This window comes from Devosia sp. ZB163 (genome assembly GCF_028613635.1).
In the GTDB taxonomy this organism is placed as follows: Bacteria; Pseudomonadota; Alphaproteobacteria; order Rhizobiales; family Devosiaceae; genus Devosia_A.
Map to the genome: position 1 here is coordinate 512,425 of NZ_JAQRMY010000003.1, position 25,483 is coordinate 537,907.

Here is a 25,483-nt window from a genome sequence, read left to right on the forward strand (position 1 = left end):
GTATCTGCTCAGGTCAGTGCAATGCGGGTCCAGGCGCGGGGCGCGACGGTGAAGCTGACGGCGCCCGCGCTCAGCGGCAGGGGTTCGATCTCGTCGCCGGAGAGCGAGGTGCGGCTGGCCTTGGTGGGCTTGAAGCTGCCGGCCCCGACCTTCGCCGCCACCGGTTCGTCGCCGGGGTTGAGGATGGTTAGGGCGACGCCATTGCCGGACTGCTCGAGCCGGGTGAGCAGCGCCGTGCCGAGCTCGGGCTTGAGCAGGCTTGCCTCGCCCGTCCGCACCGCGCCGCGTTCGGCAAAGAGGTGGGCCGCCAGAGGCTGGGCGTAGGCGAGGGCGGCCTGGGCCGATGCGCCGATCTCGCGGCGGGTCGAGGGGACGACGACGAAGCGGAACTTGGTCTGCCCGCCCTGATCGGCCTGGAAGTTGGTGCTCCAGTAGTTGTTGGTGAGCCAGGCGATGAGCGTTGGGCGCTCGCGGACGACGCGGCCGTCGGGGTCGCCGAAGCGGCCGAAGGTGAAGCCGCCGACCTGCCAGAGCGGCGCATCGGGGCAGGCGACGGTCAGCTCGTGCTGGTTGTCGCCGATGCGGATGAAGCGCTGTGCCGTGATGTAGTGCCGGCTGGCGTAGGGGAGCTGCTCGTCGTCGAGCCTGGTCACTGCGCCGCCGGTTTCGTAGTGGCAATCCCAGTTGGCGCCGAGGGCGGCGGGCATGGGCAGGTAGAGCGCATGCGGCTCGGCGAGCGGCTGTTTCGTGACGGTCGCTTCGACATGGAGCGCGCCTTCGTCGCCGACGAGGCGGTAGAGCACATCGACCTTGTCGCCGTTGGGCAGCTCGAAGGACTGGGTGACCTGGGCGCTGCCGCGCTCGACGCTTTCAGTCGTGCCGGTGAGCGAACCGGAATGGCGCTCGGCCTTCCAGTCCCGGTGCCAGGCCCGGTTCCAGTCGGGGGACTCGATCTCGACATTATCGAACATGTCGGTGCGGATGCCCGAAGCGATCTGCTCGAGCACCGGCACGCCGAACTTCAGGTGCTCTGCCGCTTCGCCGGCATACTCGGTGCCGTCGAGCTTGAGCGAAGTGACGCCGCCGGTCCTGCGGTCGACGGTGACGCTGATCCGGCCGTTGGAGAGCACGCCATCGCGGGCCGTGAGCTTGGCGGCGTCGGCGATGCGCACCTTGGCGGCGGGAATGGTGACGTAGGAGAGGGGCGGCACGTCGACCGGAGCGATCCAGTAGGCGCGGTCGTCAGCGAGGTCGGACATGACGACGTCCTGGCGCTGGATGCGGTGCGAGGAGGGGCCGGTAGGGATCAGGTCCTCGAGGCCGAAGCCGCGCCTGGGATCGGGCGCTCCGCCCATGGGCGGCAGGTAGGGCAGGCGGACCGACTGCTTCACCGCGAAGGCGTGCGGGTTGTAGAGCAGCAGGGTCGGCTCCTCGCCGCCGGCGTCGATGGCGAGGCGCTCGAGGCCGTCGCGGCGCAGCATGCGGGCGATGCTGGCGCCGTCGGCGACGGTGGCGAGCTTGAGCAGCTGCTGGGTGCGGGTTTCGGGCGACCAGGGCTGGCTGATCGAGCGGTCGGCGCCCCAGGTGTGCTCGGCGTAGAGCGCGAGGCCCTTGCGCGCGGTGTCGTGCAGCATGGCGCGACGGCGCGGCTCTTCGGTCGGGTGCCAGGCGTCGAGGCCGGTGGCGGCGTCGAGGTCGCGCTGGCCGCGCATGGCCTGCGCCGTCTCGTGCGCGGTCGAACCGGCGCCGAAGTTCCACCAGTCGGTCCAGTCGCCGCGCATGGTGCTCATGGTATCGGCCGGCTGCTGGCGGACGCGATCGAAGAACTCGGTGATGGTGCCGATGCGCAGCTTCACGCCGCCGGTCGAGGCGTTGCCCTCGTTGAAGCGGCGGACGAAATCGGGCAGGGCGGCCTGCGGCGAGCCGTTGTCGTGATAGCGGATGTTGGTGATCTGCATCATGAGGAACGGATGCGGATAGCCGCCGTCCTCCCAGCGCTTCGTCCACTTGGGCACGCGGTGGCGGGCCTGCTCCATGTCGACCGGGATCATCAGGCTGCGGTCGGACGTGGCGCCGTAGATGAAGCCGTTATAGGCGGTGATGGTGCGACCGCCCGGCGCCTGCCAGTTGAAGGCGCGCGGCCAGGGTGCGAGCGCGTGGCCGTAGTGCTCGTTGATGGCCATGGATATGCCGGTGATGCCGTGGTCGAGCAGCGCATCGACAACGCCCCAGGGCAGGCCGTTGACGTCGGTGTTCATGGCCGATCGTACGGTGATGCCGAGGTCGCGGAAGAACCGGAGCGGCTTCAGCACGTCGAGGACCATCGAGTGGTCCATGAGCGGAGTCATATGCCAGCCCATGCCGGCGACATCGATCTGGCCGCGCTTGACGGCGGCGAGGAAGCGGTCGCGGTCGGTGTTGGTGGCGTTCACCCACCAGTCCATCGTTCCGCCGGTGATCTCGCAGGTCCAGCGGAAGCGGGCGTCGTCGGGGTAGTCCGCCGTCGCTTCGGCGATATCGAGCGCCTCGTCGATGAAGCGGCGGTGGAGTTCCATCACCACCGGCTGGGGGTGGGTATAGCCGATGTCGGTATGGCTGTGATGGACGAAGAGGATCTCGTTGATCATGGGTGGCCCGCTGGCGGTAGAGGTGGGTGAGGGATAGCGCCGGCCTAGAAGGCGGCGAGCTTGACCGACATCGGCGTGCCGATCTCGAGATGCTGGATGGGTTCCGAAAGTGTCCCGCTGGCGTGGTCGACGCGGAAGACGGTGAGGCGGTCGGAATCCTGGTTGGCGACGACGAGGTGCTTGCCCGAGGGCGAGAAGGCGAGGTCGCGTGGAGTGTTGCCGCCGCTCTTGACGCGCGCGGTCCGGGTCAGCCTGCCGTCGGCTTCGATGCGGAGGACGAGGATTTCGTCGCAGACGCGCAGCGAGACGAAGAGGTGCCGGTTGTCGGGGGCGAGGAGGATGCCGGCCGACTGCACGATGCCGCCGTCGAGCGAGGGGATGCGGAAGGCGTCGCGCTGGCTCAGTGCGCCGGTCGTGGGATCGACTGCGAGACTGACGACCGTCGCGATCAGCTCGCTGACGACGAAGAGCGCGCTGCCGTCGGGATGGAAGACGAGGTGGCGCGGGCCGAGCCCGGGCGGGAAGGCGAAGTCCTTGTCCGGTGCGCGGGTCAGGCTGCCATCGTTACCGAAGTCGTAGGCGACGAGCTTGTCGATGCCGAGATCGGCGACATAGACGACGTCGCCGGCGGGAGATGAAACCACGCAGTGCGCGTGGGCGCTCAACTGGCGGTCGCGGTTCGGGCCGCTGCCCGTGTGGCGCACGCTGGCGATGGGATCGCCGAGCGATCCATCGGTTCCGATGGGGAAGACCGTGAGGGCGGCGTCGGGGTAACCCTCGGGGTTGGCGCCGTTGTAGTTGGCGACCAGGAGGAAACGGCCGTCGCGCGAGAGGCTGGCGTGGCAGGCCTCGTTGCCGAGCGTGGGCTGGCGGCCGATGAGCCGCAGGCCTTCCGCCTCGACGGCATAGGCGGCGATGGCGCTCTGGTTCGTGCCGGTGATCTCGCAGGTCGAATAGAGCCGCCCGCGTGCCGGGTCGGTCACCAGCCAGGCCGTGTCGTCCACGCCGCCGGTGAAGTCGGCGAGGCGAAGCTCACCCGTGTCGTCGTTGAAGACCAGCCGCCCGATGCCCTGGCCGTTGGCAGCCCCGTACTGGGGCATCGGGCGCGTGAGGCTCCCGGTGAACGCATAAATGGGCACGTCGCCCTCCCCTTTGCCCTGCTTCGTGCCGCTTTCGTGCGGCTTCGCGCTGCCCCCCTCGGGCACCGCGGAAGTCGATTGACACGACTAGTATGGTAGAACTACAAGTATTTGACAAGGGAGGGAGCTGGCGTTGAGCGATCAAGTCAACAATGCGGGCGACACGGTGCTGGTGACCGGCGCGGCCATGGGCATCGGCCGCGGCGTCGCCGAAGTGCTGACGGCCGAGGGCAAGAATCTCGTGCTGTTCGACAAGGACGGCGAGGCGCTCGAGGCGACCGCGAAGGCGCTGGGCGGCAAGCATGCCATCAAAGTCGGCTCGGTGACGGACCTGAGCGATTGCGAGGCTGCGGTGCAGCTCGCGGTCGACCGCTTCGGCGGGCTCGGCGGCGTCTCCCACAATGCCGGCATCCAGACCTATGGCGACGCGGTGACGACGACGCCCGAACTCTGGGCGAAGACGCTCGATGTGAATCTCACCGGCGGCTTCTATGTCGCCAAGGCAGCGATGCCGGAGCTGCGCCGGAACAAGGGCGCCATCGTTCTTACGGCCTCGGTGCAGGGCATGGCCGCGCAGAAGGGGGCGCTCGCCTATGTCGTCTCCAAGCACGGCCTTATCGGGCTGGTCACCGGAATGGCGATGGACGAAGCCGCGAACGGCGTGCGCGTCCTCGGCGTCGCACCGGGTTCGGTGGAAACGCCGATGCTGCGCTGGGCCATCAATCTCGATCCCAATCCCAAGGCGCTCGATGACGAAATCGACGCCATGCATCCCATCGGCCGGCGTGGCCAGCCAAGGGAGATCGGGGAGGTCATCGCATTCCTCCTCTCGGACAAAGCGTCGTTCATGACCGGCGAAACGGTGCGCGTCGACGGGGGCATGCTCGCACGCATCCCCGGCGCGCCCCGCAAGGCCGATCAGTAGTCAGAGCTCGGTATTCATGAAGATCGTAGACATCAAAGCCACTACAGTCGCAGTGCCCCTCGAGGCACCGTTGCGCCATGCTTCGGGCGCCCACTGGGGCCGGTTCGTGCGCACCCTCGTCGAAGTGGTGACGGACGAGGGCATCTCCGGCTGGGGCGAACTCGGCGGCGGCGGCGAGAGCGCCGAGAACGCAGTGCGCGGCCTGCTGCCATATCTCAAGGGGCATGATCCGCTGCAGCTCGAACAGCTGCGCTGGAAGATCATGAATCCGGTGGCGAGCCTCTACAACTCGCGCATGCAGGTCCACGCGGCCATCGAGATGGCCTGCATGGACGTGGCCGGCAAGGCACTCGGTGTCCGCGCCTGCGACTTCATCGGCGGGGCGCTGCGCGAGTCGATCCCGTTCGCGAGCTATCTCTTCTATCGCTATGCCAGCCCCGAGAACGGGTTCGGCGACGAGTTCGGCGCCGATGAACTGGTGGCCGAGGCCAAGCGGCAGAAGCAGTTGCACGGCTTCAAGTCGCACAAGCTCAAGGGCGGGGTGTTCAAGCCCGAGCACGACGTCGAGGTGTTCTCGGCAATTGCAGAAGCGCTGCCGGGCGACAGGTTCCGGCTCGACCCCAACAGCGTCTGGTCGGTCGAGGAGTCGATCTGGGTCGCCAAGGAGATCGAGCACATCCGCAACGACTATTTCGAGGACCCGTGCTTCGGTCTCGAAGGGATGCGGCGGCTGCGCGACCGCATCTCGATCCCGACGGCGACCAACACCGTGGTGGTGAACTTCGAGCAGCTGGCCACGTGCATCAAGCATGATGCCATCGACGTGATCCTGCTCGATACGACCTTCTGGGGCGGGTTGCGCCAGGCCTACAAGGCCGGGCAGGTGCTCGAGACGTTCCAGTTCGGGGCCAGCGTCCACTCGTCGGGGGAACTCGGCATCCAGCTCGCGAGCATGCTGCACCTCGGTGCAGCGCTGCCCAACATGAGCTTTGCGGCCGACGCGCATTACCACCACCTGCTCGACGACATCATCGTGGGCGGCAAGATGAAATATGTCGACGGCGAGATCGCAGTGCCCAAGGGGCCGGGCCTCGGCGTCGAGGTCGATCGCGAGGCAGTGGCGAAGTACGCGGCCTATTACCGCGAGGTCGGCGGGTACACCTACGACCGCGATCCGGGCAGGCCCGGGTGGTACTCGGTGCAGCCCGAGAGCCGTTACGCCAATCCGGCAGAGCACTGAGGGACCGCGGAATGGCAACAGTAACCCTGCGCGATATCGTCAAGATCTACGGCGAGTTCGTCGCCATCAAGGGCATCGACCTCGATATCGAGGATGGCACGTTCGTCGTTCTCGTCGGCCCGTCGGGCTGCGGCAAGTCCACCCTGCTGCGCATGATCGCGGGCCTCGAAACCATCTCGCATGGCGAGCTCAGGATCGGCAGCAAGCTGGTCAACGACCTGCCGTCGCGTGAGCGCGGCATCTCCATGGTGTTCCAGTCCTATGCGCTCTATCCGCATATGAGCGTGCGCGACAACCTGGGGTTCGGGCTCAAGATCAGCGGCGTGGCCAAGCCGGAGATCGAGCGGCGTCGGACCGAGGCGGCCTCGATGCTGGGCCTCAACCCGTACATGGATCGCCGTCCCTCGCAGCTGTCGGGCGGGCAGCGGCAGCGCGTCGCCATCGGCCGCGCCATGGTGCGCGAGCCGCAGGTGTTCCTGTTCGACGAGCCGCTGTCGAACCTCGATGCGAAGCTCAGGAACCAGACGCGCGTCGAGATCAAGCGGCTGCAGCGCCAGCTGGGCGCGACCGTGGTGTTCGTGACCCATGACCAGGTCGAGGCGATGACGCTCGCCGACAAGATCGTGGTGCTCCACGACGGCGAGGTGGCGCAGATCGGCTCGCCGCTCGACGTGTTCGAGCGGCCGCGCAACCAGTTCGTCGCCGGCTTCATGGGCGCGCCGTCAATGAACTTCATCCCGGCGACGGTCGGCGAAGGTTCGACCATCAGCGCAGGGGGCATCGAGATCGCGGTTCCCGCCGATCGGTTCCACCTGCCGGCAGCGGGCACCGAGGTCACGCTCGGGGTGCGGCCGGAGGACGTCGTGCCGGAGGGGCACGGCACCCGCCCGAACCTGGGTGCCGACTTCACGGGGCAGGTCGAGTTCGCCGAGATGCTCGGCGACCAGAGCCTGCTCTTTACCAGCCTGGGCGGGTCGGAGGTCGTCGCACGCATGCAGCATCCGCGTGCGCTCGAGCCCAACGAGGCCGTGCGCTTCAGGATCGATGGCGGCCGCGTGCACATCTTCGACCGCCAGACGGAGAATTCGCTGCTGCGCTAGCGGCAGCGAGAACGACAGAACCAAAAAGGGAGAGAACGTTATGTCGTTACTTAGGAAAATCGGAGCAGTAGGCCTCGCGACCGCGCTGACAGTCGGCACGGCAGCGGCGGCCGACCTCGCACTCTACTCGGACAAGACGCCGTGGAACGCCGGCATGACCGGTCTCGCCGAAGCGGCGAGCGCGGCATCGGGCGCCACCGTCAAGCTGCAGGAAATCACGCCGACGGACAAATACCAGGCGTTCATGCAGACCTCGATCGCCGGCAACAACGTGCCTGCGTTCTTTACCTGGTGGAACGGCCAGCAGCTGAACGACCTCGTCGCGACGGGCGTCGCGGCCGACCTCACGCCGTATTGGGAAGCGGCGATCGCCAACGGCGATTTCTCGGCCGACCAGCAGGCGCTGGTGAATGTCGACGGCAAGCCGTACGGCATCCTGCTCAACGTCGCCAACTGGGTGATGTTCTACAACAAGAACCACTTCGAGAAGGCCGGCATCGCCGGTCCGCCGACCAACTGGGCCGAGTTCGTCGAGGCCTGCGACAAGCTGAAGGCCGCCGGCTTCACCCCGATCAACGGGCCTGCCTCGGGTGGCTGGATGCCGTTCATCTGGTTCAGCCAGCTCGTCCTGGGCACCAACCCCGACTCCTTCGTCGGTCTCACCGACGGCTCGGTCGCCTATGACAGCCCCGACGTCCAGAACGCCTTCAAGGTGTGGGGCGACATGTATGCCAAGGGCTACTTCACCAACCCGCAGGAGAGCGGCCAGGACGACCAGAAGCTGTTCGTCGACGGCACGTCCTCGATGTTCCTCGTGGGTGACTGGCACTCGGGCTCGTTCGTCGAGGCCGGCATGAAGGCAGGCGAGGATTTCGGCACCTTCCTCATGCCCGCGCTCAGCCCCGACGTGCAGCAGTCCGTGATCGTCGAAGCCTCGCCGATCGTCGTCTCGAAGGCCGCGCTCGAGGCCAATCCGGACCTCGGCAAGGGCGTCCAGGCGATGATGGGCGTCGATGCCGCCAACATCCTCGGCTCCACGGTCCAGGTCTACAACGGCAACCTCAAGGCGCAGGCGCCGAACGTGATCATCGAGGCGAACAAGGAACTCGTCGCGAACGCCAAGCCGCGCGCACTCGTGCGCTGGTGGGAAGCGGTTCCGTCGCAGATCCAGGGCGACCTCGTGGCCGCCATGGGCGAGTTCATGTTCAACCCGACGCCGGAGCAGGCGACGGAGTCCATGAGCACCATGCAGTCGATCAACGCCGATTACTGGGCTAGCAAGTAAGCTGCCTTCCGCCGGTCGCGCTCATCCGGGCGCGGCCGGCCCTCTTGTTTCGGAGCCCCGCGAATGATCCCAGCCTCCGCCATACTGAGCCCCGAAGTGCTCAGGGAAGCGCGCCACCGCGAGCGCCGTGTCGCCTGGCAGCAGACCCGCATCGCGTGGCTGTTCATCGCCCCGGCGGTGATCATGGTCACCGTCTTCCTGCTGGCGCCGGTCGTCTTCAACGTCGTGCTCAGTTTCACCAAGTGGCAGAAGTTCACCGGGCTCGACCAGTTCGCCGGCTTCAACAACTACGCGCGCCTGTTCCGCGTGCCCTACTTCTCCGAAGCGCTGGGCAATACCGCGTTCTGGGTCGTGGGCGCCGTCATCTTTCCGCTCGCCGTCGGCCTCGGGCTGGCGCTGCTGCTGCGCAACATCCCGTTCCAGGAAACGTTCAAGAGCCTCTATTTCCTGCCGCGCGTGCTGGCGCCGACCGCGGTGGGCGCCATCTGGTACTACGTCTACACGCCGCATGGGGTGCTGAACTCGGTCATCTCGGGCGTCACCGGTTCGCCCTTCGATTTCGGCTGGCTCTACTCGTCCGATACCGTCACCGGCTCGGTGATCGTCACCTTCGTGTGGCAGACGCTCGGCATCACCATGGTGCTGCTGCTGCTTGGACTTGCCGCCATTCCGCGCGACCCGATCGAGGCGGCGCGCGTCGACGGGGCGTCTTCGGGGCAGATCTTCCGCCACATCATCTGGCCGCTGCTGCTGCCGACGGTGCTCGTCGTCACCATCCTCAATGTCGCGGCGGGTTTCACCACCTTCGACCTGCTGTGGGTGATGGCCGGCGACTATCCGGGCAAGCGCACGCTCTCCCTGGCGGTGTACATGTACTACGAGTCCTTCTCCAACGGGGCCTGGGCCTATGGCTCCGCCGTGGCGGTCGTGCTCGGCGCGATGGTGATCACCGTCAGCGCGTTGCTGGCAGTCGTCCAGTCGCGCGTCTCCAAGAACATTCGCTGAGGTCTAGAGATGGCCGTTGATATCACCGACCGGCAGTTCATCGCGGATCTCATCGAGAAGGAGCGGCGCGCGCAGCGCAGCGGCGGCCGGTGGCTGGTCGTGCCGATCCTCGCGATGACGATCGCCTACCTGACGCCGCTCTACTACCTGTTCGTCACGGTGTTCAAGACGAGCGAGGAATACGCCCGGAAGGGCGTGCTCGAGCTGCCGGACTCGTTCGCGCCGATCATCGACAACGCCGTGCAGGCGTGGACGATCGCGCATCTGGGCGAAGCGGCGATGAATTCGTTCAGCTACGCACTGGTCGGCGCCGTGCTGGCGGTCGCCTTTGCCGCCGCGGCGGCCTATGGCATGACGCGGCTCAACCTGCTCGGCGCCAACGGCTGGTTCATGCTGATCTTCACCGGCACGCTGTTCCCGTTCCAGATGTACCTGGTGCCGCTGCTGTTCGGCTATCAGCGGGTGGGGCTGGTGAACACCTGGTTCGGCATGCTGCTCGTCTATGTGGCGATCTGCATCCCGTTCCCGCTGCTGGTGCTGCGGAACTCGTTCTCGTCCATCACCCGCGAGGTGGACGAAGCGGCGCGCATCGAGGGGGCGAGCGAGTGGCGCGTGTTCATCTCGATGATCGTGCCCAACGCGGTCGGCCCGATGATCGCGCTGTTCCTGTTGCAGTTCACTTTCATCTGGAACGACCTGCTGTTTTCCTCGATCCTCGCCAACGGAATCGAGGTGCGCTCGGTGATGGTGGCGCTCCAGTCGCTGCAAGGCACCTATTCGGCGCTGGGCCCCAATGTGGTGATTACGGCCACGCTGATTTCGAGTATCCCCACGGTGCTTCTGTTCATCGCGCTGAGAAAGTACTTCATGGCCGGCCTCCAACTCGGGACGAAATGAGCATCAACGTGGCAAGGGGATCCAGGGGAACGCTTCTGGGAGACGACAGCAAGGCTGAGCGGCAGGAAAGCAGCTCGATTGCCGCGCAGGTCCATGACGTACTGATGGAGCGCATCCTGGACATGGAGCTTCCGCCCTTCCAGGAACTGTCGGAAGCCCGTCTCGCCGCGGAGTTCGGCGTCAGTCGCACGCCGGTTCGCGAGGCCCTGGCGCGCCTCGCCCGCCGCGGCCTCGTCGAAATCCTGCCGCAGCGCGGCACGATCGTCTCGCCGCTGAGCGAGGAGCTGATCGCCAAGTCCCGCTTCATCCGCGAGGCGCTGGAGCGGCCGCTCGCCCGGCTCGCCGCCGAGAAGCTGACGCCGGAGATCGCCGCGCTGCTGATGCGCGAGATCGCGCTCCAGAATACCTTCGCGAACCTCTCGGACGACCAGAGCTTCCTCGAGTCCGACGAGCGCTTCCATGCGCTGATCGCCAAGGCGGCCGGCTTCGAGTCGATCTGGGACGACGTGCGCGAGGCCAAGTTCCACATGGACCGGGTGCGCCGCCTGTCGCTGTTCAGCCAGGAGCACATGTTCTTCATCGTGCGCGAGCACGAGGAGATCCTCGAGCGGCTTAAGGATCACGACGTCGAAGGTGCCGATCGCAGCATTTCGGTGCACCTGTTCTCGGTGATGCGCGAGCTGGACCACATCCGCTCCGACCATCCCGAGTACTTCACGCGCGATGCCAAGCCGCCGGGCTGACGGCCGAGCCGACAGCGCCGTGCGGGGGGCTTGCAGCGCTTCTGTACTGGAAGTCGCTAGAATCGGGAACGGCGGTTGGCCGCTTCAGCCGGACGTGTCTCCGGAACCATCCCGCGGGTCCCCGAGCCGGTGCTCGGCGTCGTTGTTCTCGCCGGGGCGCTTCTGGGGCAGGGCGGCGGCGGTGATGCGGTCGTAGCAGTCGCAGGCGTGGTCACGCAGGACCTTGCGGTCGAGCACCGCGACGGAGCCGCGGGAGTAGCTGATGGCTGCCGAGCGCATCAGCGACGACCAGGTTTCGCTGACGGTCGCCCGTCTCAGCCCGAGCGCCAGACCCAGCGATTCCTGGGTGAGCATGAAGGGCTGCTGCTCCATGCGGTCATGGGCCTGCAGCAGCCAGCGGCTGATGCGCTGTTCGGCCGTATGGGTGCTGTTGCAGTAGACTGTCTCCATGAGCTGCGAGATCAGCGCCACCGAGTAGCGCAGCATGGCTTCGCGCACGCACACGAAGCGCTCCATGGCCTCGTCGAGATCGTCCATCGAGACCCAGGAGGCGTAGCCGGGCACCTGCACGACAGTACGGCTGATCGCCCCGCTGGCCCCCATCAGGTAGGTGAAGCCGAGAAAGCCCTCGTTGCCAATGGAGGCCTTCTCGAGCGACTTGCCGTCGGGCGTGGCCGCCAGAAGAGACAGTACCCCGGTGTGCGGAAACACTGCATGGGTGAAGGTCTGGCCTTCCTCATACAGCACCTCGCCCAGTTCCAGCGGTCGCGTCTCCCATCGTTCGGCCAGGAACTCCTGGGCGACTAGGCGCGTCGAGCGGATTACGCGGTTGAACGTCGAATAGGGAGAGATGTCCTGCATGTCGTGCTGACTACTACTATGACCACATCATCGTGGGGAATTGGCGTTAATCACTCATTAACGATTCTATATGTACGGTGGCGTACATAAGAACTCGGGGGTGGGTTCCGGTCAGGACGGTCGTCGCGTCACCCGCATCCCGGTCTCCTATCAGGTATTCATATCCGTATTCCCCCAGGTGACACATGTCGAACAATGGCGTTCGAAATGGCGGCGGAGCTTTGTCCGGAGAACCGCTGGAGACGCAGTCCCCGAGCTGGGGCCTGAGCCCTGCCGATGAGCTGAGCGCGTATCGCCGGGCGCTCGAACACCAGGTCATCGTCGCCGCCACCGACCGCGCCGGTCGCATCACCTACGTCAACGAGAAGTTCTGCGAGACGAGCAAGTACTCCAGTGCGGAACTGATCGGTCGCAAGCACAGCGTCGTCAACTCGGGCTACCACCCGCGCAGCTTCTTCGTTTCGATGTGGAAGACGATCGCCAGCGGGGCGTCCTGGCAGGGCGAGATCTGCAACCGCGCCAAGGACGGCAGCATCTACTGGGTCGACACGACCGTCGTGCCGCTCTTCGATGCGGCCGGCAAGATCAACGGCTATCTGTCGATCCGCTACGAGATCACCGCCCGCAAGCGCGCCGATGCCGCCCTGCATGAGGAAGTCATGCGGCGGCGCGAGGCCGAGACGCTGCTGCTCGAGGTGATCGAGGCGCTGCCCGACGGCGTGGCGGCCTATGACCACGACGACAGGCTGATCCTGTTCAACTCCGCCTATCGCGATTTCTACGACCGGTCGGGGGGCGCCATCCAGAACGGGGTGAAGTTCGAGACGGTGCTGCGCAAGAGCTTCGACAACGGCCAGTTCCAGTTTTCTTCCACCGATCCGGTGGCGCGGCAGCGCTGGTTCGATCGCAAGGTGAAGGAACATCGCAGCCCCGGCCGGCCGCATCTCCAGCATTTGTGGGACGGGCGCTGGCTGCAGGTGCAGGAGCGGCGCTCGCCGGTCGGCTATGTCGTGGGGGTTCGCACCGACATAACCGCGCTCAAGCAGGCCGAACGCCAGATCAAGGACCAGGCCGAACGCGATCCGCTGACCGGGCTCTACAACCGGCGCGTGTTGCTCGACCGGCTGGACCGGCTGCGCACGCGGCAGCGCAAGGGCGACCCCCCGGTGGCGCTGGTCCTGCTGGACCTCGACAACTTCAAGGACATCAACGACACGCTGGGCCATGGCGCAGGCGACGAACTGCTCAGGATTGCCGCCGATCGCATCCGGGAGTCGATCCGCTCCACCGACACGGTGGCGCGACTGGGCGGTGACGAGTTCGCGGTCATCCTCAACGACGTGCGCGACGACGAAGTCGTTCGCCGCCTCGTCGCGAGGCTGACGACGCGGCTGGCGCAGCCGGTGCGCCTCGCCGACCGCAACGTGAACCCGGGAGCAACCCTGGGCGTCAGCGTCTATCCCCGCGACAGCAGCGATGCCGGGGAGCTGCTGAAGTTCGCCGATATCGCGCTGTATCACGCCAAGGCCCGGGGGCGCGGCAGTTTCTGCTTCTTCGATGCGCAACTGCGCGCCGAACTGCAGCGCCGCGAGGCGATCGCGGCAGGCCTGCGCACGGCCATCGAGCGGCGGACGGTCGGCATCGCGCTCCAGCCCCAGTTCGCCCTGGGCAGCCAGCGCCACGAGGGCTTCGAGGTCCTGGCGCGCTGGAGCAATACCCTCAAGGCAACACCATCCGAATTCATCGCGGTGGCGGAGCAGGGCGGGATCATCGGGGAACTGGGTCTCCTGGTGCTCGACAAGGCCCTGGCTGCGGTCGCGCAGCTGCGGCGGTCGGGCTACGATCCGGGCCGGCTGGCGGTCAACGTCGCGGCGGCGCAGCTCAAGGATCCGGGTTTCCCACGTGACGTTGCGGCGCTGCTGCACCGTCACGGCGTCGAGGCCTCATCACTCGAGATCGAGGTCACCGAGAACGTGTTGATCGACCGGTCGGCCGCAGTTCTCAGGCAGGCGCTGACGGAGCTTCATGCGCTCGGCGTGCAGATCGCGCTCGACGACTTCGGCACGGGCCACGCCTCGCTGACGCACCTCAAGAGCATGCCGGTCGACCGACTGAAGATCGATCGCAGCTTTGTCTCCGGCGTCGGGAGCAATGCCGGCGACGAGGCCATCGTGCGGACCATCGTCACGCTGGCGCACAGCCTCGGCAAGCAGGTGGTCGCCGAGGGGATCGAGACCGAGCGGCAGCTGCAGTTCCTGCGCGAGCTGCGCTGCGACACCGGGCAGGGCTACATCGTCAGCAAGCCGCTGCTCGAGGCAGAACTCGAGCTGTACCTCGCGGCCCAATCGGCGCCGGCGGCCCGGAGAGCCGGCTAGTCTACGCCCACCAGAACTATCATCCAGGAACCCATTCAGGCATCAGCGAAACGAGGCCGACCATGCACACGACCACGCCGTCCGAACTGCAATCTCGCCTCGACTTCATCAAGCTGGACCAGGAAGCCCTCGATGGTGTCGCCTCGATTACCCCTATAATCGAGCGACACCTCGATCTGGCGCTGACGCGCTTCTATGAGCGGCTGATGGCTGCCCCCGAGGTCGCCCGCCACTTCTCCGGGCCCGAGCAGGCCACGCGGGCCAAGTCCAACCAGTCCAAGCACTGGCGCGCCATAGCCGGCGGCAAGCTCGATGGCGAGTACATCAAGAGCGCGACGATCATCGGCAATGTCCATGCGCGCATCGGGCTCGAGCCGCGCTGGTACATCGGCGGCTATGGCCTGATCGTCGAGACGCTGATCGAAGGCGTGCTGGCCGACGCGCTGAGCGAGCGCCTTCCCAAATCGCGCCTCGGTTTCGATCGACGGTTCAGCCGCCGGGAGGTGCTGGCGGCGACCAACCAGGTCGGCAGGCTGATTACGTCCCTCGTGAAGGCGACGTTGGTCGATGTCGACATTGCCGTCAGCACCTATTTCGAGCGCAAGACTGCCGAGGCCGCCGAGCTCAACCAGCAGATCGGCCGGGTAGCGGAAGCGGCCGAGAACGGGGACCTTGCGGCCCGCGTCGAATGTGGATCCACCGATCCCGCGATCCTCGGCCTCGCCCAGGGGGTCAATGCCCTGCTGGCGACCGTCGAGAAGGGCATCGGCGCTACCGCTGCAACGATGGCCCGGTTTGCCGAGGCCGATCTCACCGGGCGCATGGATGGCGTGTTCAGCGGCGCCTTCGCGGAGCTGCAGTCCGATGTGAACTCCGTGGGCGACAAGCTCACCACGATCATCCGCCAGTTGCGGGAGACGACGGGGGCGTTGCGGACGGCAACCGGCGAGATCCTCGCCGGCGCCAACGACCTCAGCGAGCGGACGACGCGGCAGGCGGCGACGATCGAGGAGACCTCCGCGGCGATGGAGCAGCTGGCCGACACCGTCGCCGAAAACGCCGCGCGGGCGGAGACGGGGGCCGGTAAGGCAAGAACCGTGGCCGCGGCGGCCGTGACGGGGGGCGAGGCGATGCAGCGCGCGCATTCGGCGATGGAGCGGATCAGCCTCTCGTCGGGGAAGATCGCCAGCATCATCGGCTTGATCGACGACATTGCCTTCCAGACGAACCTTCTCGCCCTCAATGCATCCGTCGAGGCGGCGCGAGCGGGCGAATCCGGCAAGGGGTTTGCCGTCGTGGCGGTCGAAGTCCGCCGGCTGGCGCAATCGGCGGCCGAGGCTTCCTCCGACATCAAGTCGCTCATCGACGTCAGCATGGCCGATGTCGCCGACGGATCGAAGCTGGTCGAGGAGGCGGCGAAGCGGCTCAAGGACATGGTCGGTCCGATCGAAGAGAACACCGCCCTGATGGAAGCCATCGCCGGCGCCACCAGCCAGCAGGCCTCCGCCATCAGCGAAATGCACGTCGCGGTGCGTCAGCTCGACGAAATGACCCAGCACAATGCGGCCCTCGTCGAAGAGACGAACGCCGCCATCGAGCAGACCGAAGGACGCGCGGGGGAACTCGATCGGCTCGTCGATGTGTTCCACATCGGTCGACAGGATGCCGCCCCGACAGTCGTGCGGCCTGCGGCGCGCAGCCAGTCACCCAGGTCCGCCGCGAACCAGCCGCATCAACCACGCAAGGTTGTGGGCAGCAACTGGAACGAGTTCTAGGCCGAGCCCGCCCCGGTGTGTGAAGTCTCCATTTCTCCAAAATGGATCCTGCGAAGCACGATTTGCTCACATGTTGACGGAGTCGGCAAAAACATGCCCTAATGACGAAGATTTGTAGAACGTGAGTGAGCCGTGTCAGTCGAGGTGGAGTCGGATCGTGCCTGGCGCACGCGGGCGATAGCGCTGCTGGAAGCGGAGGGCAGGCGCTCGGCCGATACGCACCTTGTTGCCCTCAATGTGCCGGGACTGCCGGACATCGACATCTACCTCAAGGATGAGTCTTCCCATCCAACGGGCAGCCTGAAGCATCGGCTGGCACGCTCGCTGTTCCTCTATGGGATCTGCAACGGCAAGATCCGCGAGGGCATGACGCTGACCGAGGCTTCGTCCGGCTCGACAGCCGTCAGCGAAGCCTACTATGCGCGCCTTCTCGGGCTCGATTTCTGCGCCGTGCTGCCGCGCTCGACCAGTTCCAGCAAGGTCGAGGCGATCGCGCGGCAGGGCGGGCGGTGCCATTTCGTGGATCGGCCCGGGGCCATCTACGAGGCGGCGGCGGAACTCGCGGCGCAGTGCAGGGGGTACTACCTCGACCAGTTCACTTTCGCCGAGCGGGCGACCGACTGGCGAGGCAACAACAACATCGCGGAGTCGATGTTCACGCAGCTCGAGAACGAGCGGCATCCGGTGCCGAGCTGGATCGTGATGAGCGCCGGAACCGGCGGCACTTCGGCGACCATCGGGCGCTATATCCGCTATCGGGGGTTGGCGACGCGGCTCTGCGTGCCGGATGTCGAGTACTCGGCGTTCTACGAGGGCTGGCGCAGCGGCGATCGCAGCGCGGTCGCCGAGCGCGGCTCGCGCATCGAGGGCATCGGCCGGCCTCGGGTCGAGGAGTCGTTCATCCCCGAGGTGCTGGATGAGATGATCCGCGTGCCCGATGCGGCCTCGCTGGGCGGCATGCGGGTGCTCTCCGGCCTCCTGGGCCGACGCGTCGGCGCCTCGACCGGGACCAATTTCGTGGGGCTGTGCTGGGCCGTGGACCGGATGCGCCACCACGGCGAGCCCGGCTCGGTCGTCTCGCTGATCTGCGATAGCGGCGAGCGCTACGCCGACACCTATTTCAACGAGACCTGGCTTGCAGCGCAGCAGCTCGATCCGGCACCTTATGTCGCGATGATCGAGTCGTTCCTTGCCGGCGGCGCGTTCGCGCCGGAGCTCCTGATGGCAGCCCGGCAGTCACCCACCAGCAACGCTGCCTGAAGGAGTGCCCTCATGGGCGAAATCAAGACTGATCGTGCGCCCGCGGCCATTGGGCCCTACGCGCAGGCCCGCACCCATGGCGGCTTGCTGTTCATCTCCGGCCAGCTGCCGATCGATCCCGCAACCGGGCAGATCCCGGCCGATCCGGTGGAGCAGATGCATCAGGTGCTCCGCAACCTCAGTGCCGTCGCCGAGGCGGCCGGCACCGACATCCGCAAGGCGATCAAGACGACAGTGTTCGTCACCGATCTCAGCATCTTCAAGGACCTGAACTCGGCCTATGCGACGGCTTTCGTCGCGCCGTTCCCCGCCCGCGCCACAGTGCAGGTCGCGGCCCTGCCCATGGGGGCGAAGGTCGAAGTGGAAGCCGTGGTCGAGCTCTGAACTCGATATCGCGGCAGGCATGGCGGCCTTCGGGCCGCCTGTGCTTCCGGCTGCGGCTGCCTAGGCGGGCTGTGGCGGCAGGAAGAGGCCGGCGCCGGCATTCCATGAGTGCGACATGCCCATGAAGGCCTGGGCGTACATGGTGCCGCGGAGGCAGCCGCGGAGGCGGTAGAGCGCGCTGTAGTAGTCGAGATAGGGGAAGCTCGAGAGGCCGCGCGCCAGCTCGTAGGTGGAGGCGGCTTCGCGCCAGGGCTCGAAGCCCGAGGAGACATCGACGAGATAGGTCGGCGTGAAGCCTTCGTCGTCTTCCCAGTTCTCGCCGAACAGAAGCAGCGAGGGACTGAAGGCGGGGGACTCGCGCTCGAGCGTGGGCAGCGCGGCGTAGAACACGCCGGTCTTGGTCAGTTCTGAGGCGGCACGGTGGTCCTTGTGCCAGCTGCCGTGCCAGTGGGTGATGACGACGTTGGGGCGGATGCGCCGGATGACGTCGCAGACGGCGAGGGCGGTCTGCTCGTCATTGGGGAGGAAGGCGTCCGGGAAATCGAGGGTCAGCCACTTGGCGCCGAGGCGCGAGGCGGCATCGGCGGCTTCCTTGCGCTTCTGTTCGGCATAGAGCGAGGTCGAGAGGCACCGGTGGCCCTGCTCGCCCATGGTGAGGTGGAGGAACGTCACCTCGATGCCGCGCGACGCGGCGACGAAGGCCAGCGGCCCGGCGATCATCTCGCCGTCGAAGGCGTGGGCGCCGACGATCAGGATGCGCTCGGCGCCGAAGATCTGCTGCTCGATCATGACCGGGTTCCGCTGCTGAGTGAGGCGAAGGTGGCGCGCCAGCCGGCGAAGCCGGCGAGATGCATGCTGGCGGCCGCGAGCGCCGCGTCAACCGTGGGAAAGCGCACGTCGTACCCCGGCAGGTGCGCGAGGATCGCCTCGCTCACGACCGGATGCAGCTTCAGCACGCCGCCGATGAAGCCGATGGGCCTAGCCTCGGTCCGTGCGACCAGCGCCGAGGCGAGGGCCGCAAGCTCGCGTCCCGCGTCGCCGAGGATGCGGAGGGCGAGCGCGTCGCCGGCCGCTGCGGCCTTGGCCACGCCCGTCGCGAGCGCGCCGATCTCGCCCCGGTCGCCGCCATAGACGAACTGGCGGACACTCTGCCACTCGCTGCCGCCGGTGATGGCGAAGATGGCGTCGGCAAGCGCCTGGATGCCGGTGAAGTCGCCGTGGCGATCGAGGTGACGGAAGGCCTCGTCGAGCGCCCGCAGCGCGATCCAGCTGCCCGAGCCGGCATCGTCGATGAGGATGCCGCGCCCACCGACCCTGACATAGCCGGCCTCGAGCCCGACGTGCAGGCCGATGGAGCCGGTGCCGGCGGAGACCAGGTGGCCTTCCCCGGGCGCGAAGGCGGCGGCGTAGGCGAGCATGATGTCGTCGACGACGATGAGGTTGTCCTGTGCGACGCCAAAGGTGGTGGCGAGCATCTGCTTCACCTCTGCCTCGACGACATTGCCGAAGCCTGTGATGCCGGCCGCGACGCCGTTCACCGCGGGCGTCGCCTTGCGGACGTCGGTGGCGATCGCCGTCAGGGCATTCTGCAGCCGCTCGCGCGCCACGGGATTGAAGACGTGGCCGGTTGCGCCGGAGGTGGCGCCGCGCGCCAGCTCATGGCCGGAAGCATCGCACAGCACCCAACGGCTGGCCGTGCCGCCGATATCGATGCCGAGCTGGTGGAAGCTCAAGCCGGTACGCCTTCGCTGACGAAGCGGCGGGTGATCTCGCGCGGGTTGGTGATCATGGTGCCGACGACGACGGCGTAGGCGCCGGCCTCGAAGCCCTGCCGGACATGGTCGGGCGTGTTGAACCGGCCCTCGGCGACAACGGGCACGCTCGTGCGGGACACCAGTTGCTCGATCAGGGCCAGGTCGGGCTCCTTGGGCTTGGACTGCGTTGCCTCGGTATAGCCGGAGAGCGTGGTGGCGAGATAGGTGGCGCCCCAGTCGGCGGCGGCGAGGCCCTCGTCGAGGGTCGAGATGTCGGCGAACACTTCGGCGCCCAGTTCCTCGCGGATGCGGCGGACGATCAGGGCAGGGGACTCGCCATCGCGCGGGCGCATGGTGCAGTCGAGCCCGACGATCTCGGCGCCGGCAGCGACGATCGCCTCGGCGGCGGCGAAGCTGGGGGTGATGTAGACCGGATGGTCGCCGAAGATCTTGTGGATGCCGATCACCGGCAGCCCGGCGGCCTTCACGGCGCGAATGTCGTCAGGGCCGTTGGCGCGGATCGCACCGGCACCGCCGTCGCGGGCAGCGAGGGCCATCGCGCCCATGAAGACGGGACCGTGCAGCGGGTTGTCGGCCCGCGCCTGGCACGAGACGATGAGCCGATTGGCCGGTAGGGCGAGCGTCACTTCACGGCTCCGGAGGTCATGCCGTTGATGAACTGCTTGGACAGCAGGATGTAGATGATGATGATCGGCAGCACCGAGAGCGTCAGGCCGGAGAACAGCACGCCCCAGTCGGTGTTGTACTCGCCCATGAAGGACGCGAGGCCCTGCGGCAGCGTCTTCAGCCCATCGGACTGGATGAAGACGAGCGGGAAGAAGAAGTCGTTCCAGATCGGCACGACGTTCTGGATGCCGGCGATGACCATGGCCGGCCGGACCAGCGGCAGCATGATCTTCCACATGATCAGCGCTTCGCTTGCGCCATCCATGCGCGCCGCATCCTCGAGCTCGCTCGGAAGCGTGCGGATGAAGCCGGTCATGATGAACACGGTCGTGGGCAGGCCGGTGGCGACATAGACCACGATCAGGGCGGCGTGGGAGTTGAGGATCCCCAGGTCGCGCATGAGGATGAACAGCGGGATGATCGCCAGCTTCAGGGGCAGCGTGAGCCCGGCGACGAAGAACATCAGGATGAAGCCCGACCCGGTGAAGCGATAGCGGGCGATCGCATACGCCGCCATGGTGCCCAGCGTGAGGATGAGCAGCATCGAGACGCCGGTGACGAAGAACGAGTTGCCGAGGTAGCGCAGGAAGTTCGTCTGCGTCCAGATCTTGGTCAGGTTCGTCAGGTTGGTGAAGTCGGGGATCGAGAACGGCGACTGGAAGATCTGCACGTTCGTCTTGAACGCGGAGAACACCATGATCACGATCGGCACCAGCATCACCAGCGTGTTGGCGATCAGCACGACCTGGACCAGCGCATCGAGCGTCCACACCGTGGAGCGGTTCGACGAGACGGTGGGGACGGACGATACGGAACGGGCGGAGGCGGTCACAGCTCGATCTCCCGGCGGCGCATGCGGATGGTGAGTGTCCCCGCCACAATGGCGATGAACAGGAAGATCAGCACGGCGAGCGCACTGCCCGCGCCGAAGTCCGGCGGCGCACCAGACTGGTTGCCGAAGGCGGTGCGGTAGAAATAGAGGCCGAGCACGTCGGTCGAACCATGCGGCGAGCCTTCAAGGCCGACCATGATGTAGGGCAGCTCGAACCAGTTGAACGCGCCGACGAACAGCAGCGTGAAGACCACGGTGGCGCTCGGGGCGACGAGCGGCCAGACGATCTTGGTGATCTTGACCCATTCGCTCTGGGTTTCCATGCGCACGGCGTCGAGCACCTCGCCGGGAATGCGCTGCATGCCCGCGAGGAAGACGAGGGTGGGGAAGCCCACCATGTGCCAGGCATTGGCAAAGACGATGGACCACAGGGCGGTCGTATCCTGGCCGAGCCAGGGCTGCGTGAGGAAGCCGAGGCCGAGGGCCTTGAGGCCGGCATTCACCGGTCCGAACAGCGGATGGAAGAACAGCCGCCAGAGGAAGCCGACGACGATCGTCGAGAGCACCACCGGCAGGAACACCGCGATGCGGTGGAAGCGGAAGCCGGGCAGTTCGCGCCAGAGGAAGTAGGCGAGGACGAACCCCAGCCCGTTCTGGAACACCATCAGCGCGAAGAACACGAAGACGTTGTGACTGAACGCGTTGACCGTGCGGCTCGCGAAGGGCTCGACGAACAGGACCTTGTGGAAATTCTCGAACCAGACGAAGTCCCCGCGCGCCAGCCCGCTCCACTCGAAGAACGCGTAGGCGAAGGCGGAGATGATCGGATAGACGATGAACAGGCACACGAAGACGAGCGGCGGCATGATCAGTGCGGCGATCCAGAGCCGGCGGCCCGTCAGCTGTTTTGTGAACATGCACCTGATCCAGTCGATTGTCGGCAGTCGCGGGTAGAGAGGTCCGGGCGCCGTGCGCCCGGACCGGAATTGAGCTTACTTCTGGAAGGGCTCGTACCAGGCGGCCACACCCTCGGTGATGACCTTGCCGATACCTTCGGGGGTCTGCTGGCCAGCCGACATCTTCTGGATCTCGGCCTGCAGCAGCGCCGAACCCGACGGCTCGGCATAACGGAAGTGCACGAACATGATGTACGGGATCGCCGTCTTGTTCATCTCCGAGACTTCCTGCAGCAGCTCGCTCTCGAAGGTCACGCCGGGGATCGGCGAGATGTTCTTGAGGCCGTTGGCGAACGCCTGGCCGAACTCGAGGCTGGCGAGGTAGTTGGCGAACTTGAGCGCAGCTTCCGGATGCTTGCTGGTGGCGTTCACCGCATAGCCGCCGTCGAAGTAGATGCTGCCCAGCTTCTCGTCCTCGGCAGTGGCGCCGGGAGCAGCGAAGATGCCCATGTTGAGGCTCGGGTTCTGCGTGGCGAACGAGGCCAGCTCGAACGAACCGCCAGCGAACATGCCAGCGAGGCCCGAGATGAACAGCTGCTGGGCCGACGGGTAGTCGAGGCCGACGAAGCCCTCGGGGAAGTACTTGGTCGAGATCTCGTCGTACTTGGTCAGCGCCTCGATGTAGCGCGGATCGGTGAAGTCGGCCTTGCCGGCGATCATGTCTTCGTAGAAGGCACGGCCGAAGGTCGAGGCGGTGAGCGCGTGGAACGTGGATTCGTTCTGCCAGGCGGTCGCGGTGCCGTTGGCGAACGGCATGACGCCGGCGGCCTTCAGCTTCTCGGAAGCGGCGAGCAGTTCGTCCCAGGTCTGCGGCTCGGTGATGCCGTGCTGGTCGAACAGATCCTTGTTGTAGATCACCAGCATGGTCTGGCTGGCGAACGGAATGGCGTAGGTCTTGCCGTCGGTGCGCGAGGTTTCCGACGCGATGGCGGCGGGGGAGAACCCGGCCAGGGCCGGCACGTTCGTCTCGTCGAGCGGCAGCAGGAAGCCGCCGTTCGAGATCGTCTCGAGGCCGCCGTAGGAGCGGACCATCATGACGTCGGGGCCGGTGCCGCCGGTCAGCGAGGTCGAGAGCGCTGAGAAGTAGTTGGTGCTCTCATAGGACGAGAACGTGACGGTGATGCCCGGGTTGGCCGCCTCGAAGGTGTCGATGTACTGCTCGTACTGGGCCTTGTCCTCGGCACGCCACGTCCAGAAGTTCAACTCCTGGGCCATTGCGCCGAACGTAGACAGTGCGGTGCCGGCGAGCACTGCCGCCCCTAACACGAAATGCTTCATTGAAATCCCTCTCTGGTCCCTGTTGCAGTGGGTCTTGTCGCCGCCCTCAGGCAGGCAGGCGCTGCTTTGTTGCGCTGCTGAAGAAATGGGCCTTGTTGGGCAAGAGCCCGACGCGAACCGGCGCATCGATCGCGAATTCGGTGTCCGGAGTGCAACGCACGCTGATGAGCTGGCCGTTGGCGAGCCGCACATAGGTGAAGGCGTTGTCTCCGAGATATTCGGTGTAGACGACCCGGGCGGAGAGGCCCTCGCCATCCTCGCCCGGGGTGATCACGACGGCATCGGGCCGCACGCCGACGATCACCTGCCGCTCGTCCGCCGCCGGCAGCCTGCCGGGCACGACGCTGCCGGTGCCGGCGATGCCGATGCGATCGCCGTCGCGCTCCATTTCGAGCAGCGACATCTGCGGCGAGCCGATGAAGGTGGCGACGAATGTGTTGGCGGGCGTCTCGTAGAGCTCGCGCGGGGAGCCGAACTGTTCGACGCGCCCCTGGTTCATCACCACGATCCGGTCGGCGAGCGTCATGGCCTCGACCTGGTCGTGCGTGACGTAGATGGTGGTGCCGCCGATATCACGGTGGAGCTTGGCGATCTCGAGGCGCACTTCGGAGCGGAGCGCTGCGTCGAGGTTGGACAGCGGTTCGTCCAGCAGCAGCAGCTCGGGCTTGCGCACGAGGGCGCGGCCGATGGCGACGCGCTGGCGCTGGCCGCCCGAGAGTTCCTTGGGCCGGCGCTTCAGCAGCGCGTCGAGGCGCAGCATGCGGGCAGCCTCGGCGATGCGCCGCTCGACCTCGGCATTGTCGAGGCCCATCAGGCGGGCGCCGAACGTCATGTTCTCGTAGACGTCCATATGCGGGTAGAGCGCGTAGGACTGGAACACCATGGCGATGCCGCGGCGCGAGGGCGCCACGTCGTTCATCTTGGTGCCGGCCATCCAGAACTCGCCGTCCGTGATCGGATCGAGACCGGCGACCAGCCGCAGCAGCGTCGATTTTCCGCAGCCGGACGGGCCGACGAAAACGACGAGTTCCTTGTCCTTGATCTCGAGGTCGATGCCATGCAGCACGTCGACGGTGCGGAAGCGCTTCTTGATGCCGCGCAGGGATAGATCAACCAAGTCAGACTCTCCGCTCGCTGGCGTCGTGGGAAACCGGAGCGGAATGGATGGCCGCCCGCGTGACCGAAACGGCCCGCGCATGCGCTGTTGTCCGAATGAAGACTTCCACTACCAACGCGCCCCCACCGGCAATGCCTCGCCCCCTCGGCAGCGACGCTGGCCGGGTCACGATGGAATATTAAATTCCAGAAAACGCTCGTGTCAAGAATATGGTATTACGACGAAGGCATGACTATGCAAGCGCATTTCGTTCATTCCTTGAGCACGTTCACCGCTGCCTCGCTGCGGTGGATGAAGTCGTTGGCATGCGGCTGGCGCCTGAGCAGCAGGATGAACAGCATATCGGTCAGCATCAGTTGCGCGTCGCGCGAGGTGATGGCCGATGAGCGCACGCGTTCCTCGTCGGCGATGGTGTAGAGCTGGATGTTCGACAACTCGAGCAGGGGGTTGGGCTGCATGCCCGTGATCGAGATGACGGTCGCGCCCCGCGCGCGCGCCAGTTCGGCAATGCGCAGGGTCTCGAGGCTGGCGCCGGTATAGGAGAGCGCGATCAGCACGTCCTCGTGGTTGAGGGTCGAGGCGTTCGAGATCTGGATGTGGCTGTCATTGTCGAGCAGCACGGTTCGCCCGATCTTGAGCAGCTTGTAGGAGAAGTCCCGCGCTACCAGTGATGAGGCGCCAACCCCCGCCAGCTGGACCCGGCGGGCGCCGACGAGCGCCCGCAGTGTCGCCTCGATCGTCTCCTCGGTGTTGGCGGCCATGGTCTCGCGCATCGAGAGCAGCTTGCTGCCGATCATCTTCTGCAGGATCGTCATGTAGCTGTCGTTGGCGCCGATCGAGCCGTGGATCACGCCGGCGGGCGCCTGCCACTCCTGGGCCTTGGCCTTGTTCACCGCGAGCTTGAGCTGCTGGTAGCCTTCGTAGCCCTGCTTCTGGCTGAACTTGACGACGCTCGACTGGCTGCGGCCAGTCTGTTTGGCCAGCGCGGCCGACGACAGGCCCATCATCCGCTCGGGATCGTCGAGGATGAACTGGGCGATCTGCCGATCGGCCTCGGTCATGGTATCGAGCTTGGCGGCGAGTAGCTTGAGAACGGACATGGCGCTGCATCTCGTCTGCAGGAAGGGTGGTGCGCGCCGGCCTGGGAGAACGCAAGCCTGACCGTCGGCGCTCCTATGCACTTGGAATAGTCTATTCCAAGTATCGTTGACAGATGGAATAGACACTTTTACCACTGCTGCGC

Annotated in this window: 22 protein-coding genes; 11 read left to right on the forward strand and 11 right to left on the reverse strand. The window is 66.3% G+C overall.

Annotated features, from left to right (window positions below; all coding sequences use genetic code 11):
• Positions 1–8 precede the first annotated feature (8 nt).
• Both PRN20_RS16325 and PRN20_RS16330 read right to left on the reverse strand, forming a co-directional pair.
• Positions 9–2,627 (reverse strand): hypothetical protein, encoded by a 2,619-nt coding sequence (locus tag PRN20_RS16325; RefSeq protein ID WP_273958604.1) that lies wholly within the window; start codon positions 2,625–2,627, stop codon positions 9–11.
• 44 nt (positions 2,628–2,671) lie between these two features.
• Complete coding sequence (locus tag PRN20_RS16330; protein ID WP_273958605.1) at positions 2,672–3,766, reverse strand: lactonase family protein; 1,095 nt, start codon at positions 3,764–3,766, stop codon at positions 2,672–2,674.
• A gap of 133 nt (positions 3,767–3,899) precedes the next feature.
• On the opposite strand from PRN20_RS16330, the gene PRN20_RS16335 reads away from it, so the two are divergent.
• The 7 genes from PRN20_RS16335 to PRN20_RS16365 all read left to right on the forward strand — a co-directional run bounded on the left by PRN20_RS16335 (position 3,900) and on the right by PRN20_RS16365 (position 10,961).
• On the forward strand, positions 3,900–4,691 hold the full coding sequence (locus PRN20_RS16335; RefSeq protein ID WP_273958606.1) for an SDR family NAD(P)-dependent oxidoreductase: 792 nt from the start codon (positions 3,900–3,902) through the stop codon (positions 4,689–4,691).
• Between the two features lie 16 nt (positions 4,692–4,707).
• On the forward strand, positions 4,708–5,931 hold the full coding sequence (locus tag PRN20_RS16340) for an enolase C-terminal domain-like protein (protein ID WP_273958607.1): 1,224 nt from the start codon (positions 4,708–4,710) through the stop codon (positions 5,929–5,931).
• Between the two features lie 11 nt (positions 5,932–5,942).
• On the forward strand, positions 5,943–7,031 hold the full coding sequence (locus PRN20_RS16345) for an ABC transporter ATP-binding protein (RefSeq protein ID WP_273958608.1): 1,089 nt from the start codon (positions 5,943–5,945) through the stop codon (positions 7,029–7,031).
• Between the two features lie 40 nt (positions 7,032–7,071).
• Positions 7,072–8,316, forward strand: a complete 1,245-nt coding sequence (locus PRN20_RS16350) for an ABC transporter substrate-binding protein (protein WP_273958609.1) — start codon at positions 7,072–7,074, stop codon at positions 8,314–8,316.
• Positions 8,317–8,379: 63 nt separating this feature from the next.
• Positions 8,380–9,321 carry a carbohydrate ABC transporter permease gene (locus PRN20_RS16355; protein ID WP_273958610.1) on the forward strand — a complete coding sequence of 314 codons (942 nt, stop codon included), beginning with the start codon at positions 8,380–8,382 and terminating at the stop codon, positions 9,319–9,321.
• Between the two features lie 9 nt (positions 9,322–9,330).
• The gene (locus PRN20_RS16360) at positions 9,331–10,218 is read left to right on the forward strand and encodes a carbohydrate ABC transporter permease (protein ID WP_273958611.1); all 888 of its coding nucleotides are present in this window, start codon (positions 9,331–9,333) and stop codon (positions 10,216–10,218) included.
• Positions 10,215–10,961, forward strand: coding sequence for a GntR family transcriptional regulator (locus tag PRN20_RS16365; RefSeq protein WP_273958612.1), 747 nt, complete (start codon positions 10,215–10,217; stop codon positions 10,959–10,961). The genes PRN20_RS16360 and PRN20_RS16365 overlap by 4 nt, the downstream gene beginning before the upstream one ends.
• A gap of 84 nt (positions 10,962–11,045) precedes the next feature.
• On the opposite strand, the gene PRN20_RS16370 is transcribed toward PRN20_RS16365, so the two are convergent.
• Positions 11,046–11,822, reverse strand: a complete 777-nt coding sequence (locus PRN20_RS16370; protein WP_273958613.1) for a Crp/Fnr family transcriptional regulator — start codon at positions 11,820–11,822, stop codon at positions 11,046–11,048.
• Between the two features lie 221 nt (positions 11,823–12,043).
• On the opposite strand from PRN20_RS16370, the gene PRN20_RS16375 reads away from it, so the two are divergent.
• The 4 genes from PRN20_RS16375 (at position 12,044) to PRN20_RS16390 (ending at position 17,616) form a co-directional block, all read left to right on the forward strand.
• A complete protein-coding gene (locus PRN20_RS16375) occupies positions 12,044–14,197 on the forward strand; it encodes a sensor domain-containing protein (RefSeq protein ID WP_273958614.1) in 2,154 nt (717 codons plus the stop codon).
• 62 nt (positions 14,198–14,259) lie between these two features.
• Positions 14,260–15,972, forward strand: a complete 1,713-nt coding sequence (locus PRN20_RS16380) for a globin-coupled sensor protein (protein WP_273958615.1) — start codon at positions 14,260–14,262, stop codon at positions 15,970–15,972.
• Between the two features lie 132 nt (positions 15,973–16,104).
• Positions 16,105–17,232, forward strand: coding sequence for a PLP-dependent cysteine synthase family protein (locus tag PRN20_RS16385; RefSeq protein ID WP_273958616.1), 1,128 nt, complete (start codon positions 16,105–16,107; stop codon positions 17,230–17,232).
• A 12-nt stretch (positions 17,233–17,244) separates the two neighbouring features.
• Positions 17,245–17,616: a Rid family detoxifying hydrolase gene (locus PRN20_RS16390; RefSeq protein WP_273958617.1), complete on the forward strand. Its 372-nt coding sequence runs from the start codon at positions 17,245–17,247 to the stop codon at positions 17,614–17,616.
• Positions 17,617–17,676: 60 nt separating this feature from the next.
• On the opposite strand, the gene PRN20_RS16395 is transcribed toward PRN20_RS16390, so the two are convergent.
• The 8 genes from PRN20_RS16395 to PRN20_RS16430 all read right to left on the reverse strand — a co-directional run bounded on the left by PRN20_RS16395 (position 17,677) and on the right by PRN20_RS16430 (position 25,340).
• A complete protein-coding gene (locus tag PRN20_RS16395; RefSeq protein WP_273958618.1) occupies positions 17,677–18,405 on the reverse strand; it encodes a PIG-L deacetylase family protein in 729 nt (242 codons plus the stop codon).
• A complete protein-coding gene (locus tag PRN20_RS16400; protein WP_273958619.1) occupies positions 18,402–19,349 on the reverse strand; it encodes an N-acetylglucosamine kinase in 948 nt (315 codons plus the stop codon). The genes PRN20_RS16395 and PRN20_RS16400 overlap by 4 nt, the downstream gene beginning before the upstream one ends.
• Positions 19,346–20,017: an N-acetylmannosamine-6-phosphate 2-epimerase gene (locus PRN20_RS16405; protein WP_273958620.1), complete on the reverse strand. Its 672-nt coding sequence runs from the start codon at positions 20,015–20,017 to the stop codon at positions 19,346–19,348. Before PRN20_RS16405 ends, PRN20_RS16400 begins: the two co-directional genes overlap by 4 nt.
• Complete coding sequence (locus PRN20_RS16410) at positions 20,014–20,889, reverse strand: carbohydrate ABC transporter permease (protein WP_273958621.1); 876 nt, start codon at positions 20,887–20,889, stop codon at positions 20,014–20,016. Before PRN20_RS16410 ends, PRN20_RS16405 begins: the two co-directional genes overlap by 4 nt.
• Complete coding sequence (locus PRN20_RS16415; RefSeq protein WP_273958622.1) at positions 20,886–21,806, reverse strand: carbohydrate ABC transporter permease; 921 nt, start codon at positions 21,804–21,806, stop codon at positions 20,886–20,888. Before PRN20_RS16415 ends, PRN20_RS16410 begins: the two co-directional genes overlap by 4 nt.
• A 75-nt stretch (positions 21,807–21,881) precedes the next feature.
• The gene (locus tag PRN20_RS16420) at positions 21,882–23,123 is read right to left on the reverse strand and encodes an extracellular solute-binding protein (RefSeq protein WP_273958623.1); all 1,242 of its coding nucleotides are present in this window, start codon (positions 23,121–23,123) and stop codon (positions 21,882–21,884) included.
• Between the two features lie 46 nt (positions 23,124–23,169).
• Complete coding sequence (locus PRN20_RS16425; RefSeq protein WP_273958624.1) at positions 23,170–24,240, reverse strand: ABC transporter ATP-binding protein; 1,071 nt, start codon at positions 24,238–24,240, stop codon at positions 23,170–23,172.
• 251 nt (positions 24,241–24,491) lie between these two features.
• On the reverse strand, positions 24,492–25,340 hold the full coding sequence (locus tag PRN20_RS16430) for a MurR/RpiR family transcriptional regulator (protein ID WP_273958625.1): 849 nt from the start codon (positions 25,338–25,340) through the stop codon (positions 24,492–24,494).
• Positions 25,341–25,483 lie beyond the last annotated feature (143 nt).